General features: G+C 62.1%; 5 protein-coding genes. 1 reads left to right on the top strand and 4 read right to left on the bottom strand.

Annotated elements, in window-relative coordinates; translation table 11 throughout:
* Positions 1 to 52: 52 nt before the first annotated feature.
* The 4 genes from B4U49_RS09990 to B4U49_RS09975 all read right to left on the bottom strand — a co-directional run bounded on the left by B4U49_RS09990 (position 53) and on the right by B4U49_RS09975 (position 4409).
* Positions 53 to 898 carry a sugar nucleotide-binding protein gene (locus tag B4U49_RS09990; protein ID WP_078084447.1) on the bottom strand — a complete coding sequence of 282 codons (846 nt, stop codon included), beginning with the start codon at positions 896 to 898 and terminating at the stop codon, positions 53 to 55.
* A gap of 17 nt (positions 899 to 915) precedes the next feature.
* Positions 916 to 1497 (bottom strand): single-stranded DNA-binding protein, encoded by a 582-nt coding sequence (gene ssb / locus B4U49_RS09985; protein ID WP_078084446.1) that lies wholly within the window; start codon positions 1495 to 1497, stop codon positions 916 to 918.
* A 209-nt stretch (positions 1498 to 1706) separates the two neighbouring features.
* Positions 1707 to 2879: an MFS transporter gene (locus tag B4U49_RS09980; RefSeq protein ID WP_078084445.1), complete on the bottom strand. Its 1173-nt coding sequence runs from the start codon at positions 2877 to 2879 to the stop codon at positions 1707 to 1709.
* A gap of 126 nt (positions 2880 to 3005) precedes the next feature.
* Complete coding sequence (locus B4U49_RS09975) at positions 3006 to 4409, bottom strand: mannose-1-phosphate guanylyltransferase/mannose-6-phosphate isomerase (RefSeq protein ID WP_078084444.1); 1404 nt, start codon at positions 4407 to 4409, stop codon at positions 3006 to 3008.
* 131 nt (positions 4410 to 4540) lie between these two features.
* Between B4U49_RS09975 and uvrA the strand changes: the two genes are divergently transcribed.
* Positions 4541 to 7369, top strand: a complete 2829-nt coding sequence (gene uvrA / locus B4U49_RS09970) for an excinuclease ABC subunit UvrA (protein ID WP_078084443.1) — start codon at positions 4541 to 4543, stop codon at positions 7367 to 7369.
* The last annotated feature ends 15 nt before the right edge of the window (positions 7370 to 7384 follow it).

Raw genomic sequence — 7384 nt, 5'->3', positions numbered from 1 at the left:
CCGCACTGCGACTCGCCCTTTTTTATTGCCGGCTATTCGGCAGCGGAGGTGATCAGGCTACGGGCTTCTGCAAGCGCTCGAGCCACAACTCAACCTGCCGGGTCAGCCCCTGACGCCAACTGCGCTGCTGAATACCAAACACATCCCGCAGTCTTTCACAGCTCAGGACGGAAGAGCGATCCTCGCCCTCCGACTCCAGTGCCACCAGCTCCGCCGCAAAATCTTCGCCGTAAAGTGAGCGCACCCGGTCTACCACCTCATACCCGAACTCCATGGAGCTACAGGTATCCGCGGAACCGTAGTGGTACACACCGGAGCGGGGCCCGCCGCTGGCCAGCTGCTGGGTGATGGCGACGGTAACGCGTACCAGGTCGGAAACGGTGACCGGATTGCCGCGACTGACGTCTTCCAGATTGACCGGCTGGCCATCCAGCAGGCTGCGCAGAACCCGGCCCAGCAGCGCGTTTTCGCTGCGATCCACCAGCCATCCCAGACGCAGGATGGTCGCATTTTCTACCGTCGAAAAGGCGTCCTCACAGGCCAGCCACTCGTGTCCGCGCTCTGACGCGGGCGAGGGCTCTTCCTCTTCATCAATTTTCTTGCGACGGGCGCGGCCAAACACCGCGTAGGAGGAAAGGTGCAGCAGCGCGGTACAGGGCAGGTCGCGCACCGCCTCGCAGACCGCGCGCGCCTCGCCAGGAGCGGCGCTGCCACAGCTGGCAGCGTTGATCACGATGGCGTCGGAACGCGTGGATAAAGTATCTCCGGTCAGCTGCTCACGACCGAGCAGCTGCACGCGAAAGCCCACTTTCTGCAGGCCCTTCTGCAGGGCGCTGTCGATGGCGTTACCGGCACCGATCAGCACCACGGTTTCCGGCTGATAGCCTGTGTGATGCATGGAGGTCTCCCCTCCGATCAGAACGGGATATCGTCGTCGAAGCTGTTATCGAATCCACCCGCCGGCGGCTGGTTGCCTGCAGGCTTGTTCTGCGGCTGGCCCGCTGGCTGGTTGGCCGGCGCCATCGGGGAAGGTGCTGAACGGCCCTGGGAGAACTCGTCCTGGTAACCGCCGCCCTGCTGTCCCTGCTGGCCGTATCCGCCACCCTGTTGCTGGAAGCCCTGGCCGCCGCCCTGCTGGTAGCCGCCGCCCTGCTCACCACGACCGTCCAGCATCTGCATTTCACTGGCGACGATTTCGGTGGTGTAGCGGTCCTGGCCGGAGTTCTTATCCTGCCACTTGCGGGTACGCAGGGAGCCTTCGAGGTAGACCTTGCTGCCCTTGCGCAGGTATTCACCGGCGATTTCCGCGAGGCGGTTGAAAAACACCACACGGTGCCATTCGGTGCGCTCCTGCTGCTGGCCGGTCTGCTTGTCTTTCCAGGTTTCGGATGTCGCCAGGGTGACATTGGTGACAGCACCGCCACTGGGCATGTAGCGGGTTTCCGGGTCACCGCCCAGGTTGCCGATCAGAATTACTTTGTTAACGCCCCTGGCCATAAGCCTCTCCTCTCCGTGAGCCTCACCCGGGTACAGGTGAAGGCCCGTTCAGTATGCAAAAGTTCAAAATAGGGAAAAGGCGACGGCGCACGGGTTTGCGACCCGTGCGCCGTCGCCGACAGTGTATTTATATCCAGCAGCATACAACACTCGCCGGGGGCCCGTCACCGCCGCCGAAGAGTGCTGGCAAAGCGCTGCCAGCTAGCGCCTCAGCTACCGGCCACAGAGACCCGCGATCCACGCATCTGCCACCACGCCAGCGCCCACAGCACCAGCACACCCAGTGCCAGGGTCGCCACCGCGCTGGCGCCGCCCTGCCCGTATACCACGCCGCCCAAACTGCCGCCGACAAAAGCACCCAGAAACTGGAGCGTCGCGTAGAGACCGGTGGCAGCACCGCGGCACTCGGCCGGAGCGATACGGGTCAGCTGGGCGGGCAGCAGCGCCTCAAGCAGGTTGAAGGCGAGGAAGAACACACCGAGGCAGGCAACCATCCAGCCACCCTGCACCTGTGTCATCAGCGCCACACCACCGAACACCAGTCCCAGCAGGGCAAGGCGCATCGCCGCAGGCACTTGCTGGCGCTTTTCCGCCATGCGCATCAGCGGCAACATCAGGATAAAGGCACCTAGCATCAGCGGACCGTAGAGTTTCCAGTGCGCATTGCTGGCCAGGTGCAGTCGTTCAACCAGCAACACGGGCAACGGCACGAACAACATGGTCAGCAGCAGGTGCAGGAAAAACACCCCGCACACCAGACGCCACACGTCCCCCTGGGACAGGAGTCGCGCAAAGTCGCCCTGCTGCGGCGCTCGGCGCTGGGATTCCTGCGGCGTCGGCACCAACCTCCACACCAGCAAAATGCCACACACGGCCAGCACGGCAGTGAGCCAGAAAATGGCCGACAGACCGCCGAAGCCCGCGAGCAGCGGCCCCAGTACCACCGCCAGCACAAAGGCTACACCGATGGAGGCACCGATCACCGCCATTGCCTTGCCACGGTTTTCATCCCGGGTAAGGTCCGCCGCCAGCGCCATGGTGGCCGCGGCAATGGCGCCCGCTCCCTGCAGGATACGCCCGGCGATGAGGCCATAGACGGAATCTGTAAGGGCCGCTACCACACTGCCGAGGGCAAATATCCCAAGGCCGAGAAAGATCACCGGCTTGCGCCCCCAGCGATCGCTCAGCACCCCCAAGGGGATCTGCAGCAGGGCCTGGCTCAGGCCATAGGCCCCGAGCGCCAGCCCCAGCAGGGCCGGAGTACTGCCCCGATAGTCCGCCCCGTAAAGAGACAGTACCGGCAGCACCATAAACAGGCCCAGCATGCGGAAAACGTACAGGGAGGCGAGACCGGCGAGAGCGCGGCGTTCAGTGGGATTCATGCGAAATTCCGGACACGGCGAAAAACGGGCCGCATTGTAGCAGCGGTAGCGGCGGAGTTTGATCCCCCGCCGCCTAACCGCTGTATAGCGAAAGGCTATAGATGAACGACGATCAATCGCAGGGGATTAATCGCGGCCATATTTGTCCTCGAAGCGGACGATATCATCCTCACCGAGGTAACTGCCCGATTGGACCTCAATCAGTTCCAGCGGAATCGCCCCCGGGTTCTCCAGGCGATGGACCACGCCCAGCGGGATGAAGGTGGATTCGTTTTCGGTAAGCAGCAGCTGGTCGTCGCCGCGGGTCACTTTGGCGGTGCCGCGAACCACAATCCAGTGCTCCGCGCGATGATGATGCATCTGCAAGGACAGCTGGCAGCCGGGCTTGACCACAATGCGCTTAACCTGGAAACGGGGACCGGCGTCGATGGAATCGTAGTAACCCCAGGGACGGAATACTTTGCGGTGGTTCTGCGCCTCGCTACGCTCGCTCTGCTTGAGGCGCTGCACCAGGGTCTTCACTTCCTGAACGCGGCTTTTGTCCGCCACCATCAGTGCGTCATCGGTATCCACAACCACCAGGTCACGCACCCCCAGGATACCCACCAGGCGGTCACCGCCGTGCACCAGACAGCCGGAAGCGTCTTCGGCCATGACATCGCCGCGCAACAGGTTTTCATTGTCGTCGCGCTCGGCCAGCTCCCACAGTGCGGACCAGGAACCGACGTCACTCCAGCCGGCCTGCATCGGCACCACTGCGGCGGATTCAGTCTTCTCCATCACCGCGTAGTCCACAGAATCCGACGGGCAGCGGCCAAAGGCCTCGGCATCAATACGGGTGAAATCCAGATCCCGCGCGGCGCCGGTGATGGCCGCACGGCAGGCTTCCAGCATCTGCGGGTGGTGCAGTGCCAGCTCTTCCAGATAGCGCGAGGCGCGGAACAGGAACATGCCGCTGTTCCAGTTGTACTCGCCGCTGGCCAGGTACTTCTCCGCGGTTGCCAGATCCGGCTTTTCCACAAACTCGGCGACTTTCCAGCCATCGGCTACCGCCTCGCCACTGCGAATGTAGCCATAGCCAGTCTCGGGGCTAGTGGGCACGATACCGAAAGTCACCAGATGACCGCTCTCCGCCAGTTCAGTAGCCGCAGCCACGGCCTTGCGAAATCCATCTGCATCTGCGACCACGTGGTCTGCCGGCAGCACGAGCAGCAGCGGGTCATCGCCCTGCTCCACTGCGGTCAGGGCCGCCAGCGCGATGGCCGGCGCGGTGTTGCGCGCACAGGGCTCCAGCAGGATCGACTGGGCAGCGCAGCCGGCTTCCTGCAACTGCTCCGCCGCAGCGAAGCGGTGGTTTTCATTGCACACCAGGATCGGCGCCTGGACATCCGAAATGCCTTCAACGCGCAGGGCCGTCGCCTGCAGCATGGTGTGATTGCCGGCCAGGGGCAGGAATTGTTTCGGGTAAGCTTCGCGAGACAGCGGCCAAAGGCGCGAGCCACTGCCGCCACAGAGAATGACGGGGATCATGGTTTCCGTGTTTCCAGACTGGTTTATTGATTGCGGGGCATTTTCGCACACTGGCACGCCAGATTATACTTGACCGTTTTCGCCCGTCCGGCCACTAACCCGGGCAAAATCCGAGCAGAGCAGGAAACCCATTGGACACGATTTACGTCAGAGGTGCCCGCACCCACAATCTCAAGAATATCGATCTGGATATTCCCCGCGACAAACTGATCGTGATTACCGGCCTGTCGGGCTCTGGTAAGTCCTCACTCGCGTTCGACACCCTGTACGCCGAGGGTCAGCGCCGCTACGTGGAATCCCTTTCCACCTACGCCCGCCAGTTCCTGTCGATGATGGAAAAGCCGGACGTGGACACCGTGGAGGGGCTGTCACCGGCCATCTCCATCGAGCAGAAGTCCACCTCGCACAACCCCCGTTCAACCGTGGGTACCATCACCGAGATCTACGATTATCTGCGCCTGCTGTTTGCCCGGGTGGGCGAGCCGCGCTGCCCGGAGCATCACGAGCCGCTGCAGGCCCAGACCATCAGCCAGATGGTGGACCAGGTGCTAGCGCTGCCAGAAGGCAGCAAGGTCATGTTACTGGCACCGGTGATCCGCGACCGCAAGGGTGAGCATTTACACGTATTCGAACAGCTGCGCCGGGACGGCTTCGTGCGTGCGCGCATCGACGGCACCGTGTGCGACCTGGACGACACTCCCAAGCTGGACAAGCGCAAGAAACACACCGTCGAGGTGGTCGTCGACCGCTTCAAGGTACGCGACGACCTACAGCTGAGACTGGCGGAATCTTTCGAGACCGCACTCAACCTGACCGACGGCATCGCCTCTATCAGCTTTATGGACGGCGGCCAGGAAGACCGCCTGTTTTCCGCCCGCCACGCCTGCCCGGTGTGTGACTACTCACTGGACGAACTGGAACCGCGCCTGTTCTCGTTCAATAACCCGGCGGGCGCCTGCCCGGCCTGTGACGGCCTGGGCGTTAAGCAGTTCTTCGACGAGGACAAGGTAATCCTGGATCCGGAAAGCAGTATTTCCGAGGGCGCCATCCGCGGCTGGGACAGACGCAACGTTTACTACTACCACATGCTGGACTCCCTGGCGGAGCACTACGACTTCGATCTGGACAAGCCGTGGAAGAAACTGCGCAAAAGAGACAGAGAGGTCATTTTGCACGGCAGCGGCGATGCCCAGGTGGACTTCAGTTACGTCAACGACCGCGGCGATGTCACCATCCGCCGCCATACCTTCGAGGGCATCATCCCGAACTTCCAGCGCCGCTATCGCGACACCGAATCCCAGTCCGTGCGCGAGGAGCTGGCGAAGTACCTGAGCACCCAGAAGTGTCCGGACTGTTCCGGTACCCGCCTGCGCCGTGAAGCGCGCAATGTGTTTGTGGATAACCAGACCCTGGCCCAGATCACCGAACTGCCGGTGGGAGACGCTTTCGAATACTTTGCCCACCAGCTCAAGTTCAAGGGCGCCCAGAAAGAGATCGCGGACAAGATCCTCAAGGAACTGCGTGATCGCTTCCGCTTCCTGGTGGATGTGGGACTTAACTACCTCACCCTCAACCGCAGCGCCGAAACCCTGTCCGGCGGCGAAGCCCAGCGCATTCGCCTGGCGAGCCAGATCGGCGCCGGCCTCGTCGGCGTCATGTACATTCTCGATGAGCCGTCCATCGGCCTGCACCAGCGCGACAACGAGCGCCTGCTGAATACCCTCACGCACCTGCGGGATATCGGCAATACCGTGATCGTTGTGGAACACGATGAGGATGCCATCCGCGCCGCGGACTTTATCGTGGATATCGGCCCCGGTGCCGGGGTGCACGGGGGGGAGGTGGTCGCCGCCGGCACCCACGATGAGATCGCCGCCTGTGAACGCTCACTCACCGGCCAGTATCTGTCCGGCGCCAAGCAGATTGCGATACCGAAAAAGCGCAACCCCGCCAGTGGCGAGGTACTGCGTATCGCCGGTGCCAGCGGCAATAACCTGAAAGATGTGGATCTGGAAATTCCTGTCGGGCTGTTTACCTGCGTTACCGGGGTATCCGGATCCGGCAAGTCCACCCTGATCAACACCACCTTGTATCCCCTGGCAGCCACCGCGCTCAACAAGGCCACCACCCTCAAGGCATCGCCGTTTAACGAGATCGAGGGGCTGGATCATTTCGACAAATGTGTGGACATTGACCAGAGCCCCATCGGCCGCACACCGCGCTCAAACCCAGCCACCTACACCGGGATTTTCACCCCGATTCGCGAACTGTTCGCCGGTACCCAGGAAGCGCGCTCCCGTGGCTACAAGCCAGGACGCTTCAGCTTTAACGTCAAGGGTGGGCGCTGCGAGGCCTGTCAGGGCGACGGCGTGATCAAGGTGGAGATGCACTTCCTGCCGGATATTTATGTCCCCTGTGATACCTGTAAGGGCAAACGCTATAACCGCGAAACCCTCGAGGTGCACTACAAGGGCAAGAACATTCACGAAGTGCTGGAGATGACGGTGGAAGATGCGCGGGAATTTTTCGATCCAGTGCCATCCATTGCCAAGAAATTGCAGACCCTGATGGATGTGGGCCTGTCCTATATCAAGCTCGGCCAGGCCGCGACTACCCTGTCCGGTGGTGAAGCGCAGCGGGTCAAACTGTCTCGCGAGCTGTCCAAACGCGATACCGGCCAGACCCTGTATATTCTCGACGAACCCACCACCGGCCTGCACTTTGCCGATATCCAGCTGTTGCTCGATGTACTGCACCGACTGCGCGATCACGGCAACACCATCGTGGTGATCGAGCACAACCTGGATGTCATCAAGACCGCAGACTGGATTGTGGACCTGGGGCCGGAAGGCGGTTCCGGCGGCGGCGAGATTATTGCCGCCGGCACGCCGGAACAGGTGGCCAAGGTGAAAGGATCACATACCGGGCGCTTCCTGAAACCCATGCTCAAGGCCAGCTGATCGCACAACCGGGCA

It is taken from the genome of Microbulbifer mangrovi, assembly GCF_002009015.1.
Classification (GTDB): Bacteria; Pseudomonadota; Gammaproteobacteria; order Pseudomonadales; family Cellvibrionaceae; genus Microbulbifer; species Microbulbifer mangrovi.
The sequence above is the reverse complement of the archived record's forward strand: the minus strand, read 5'-3'. Positions and strand labels throughout refer to the sequence as shown.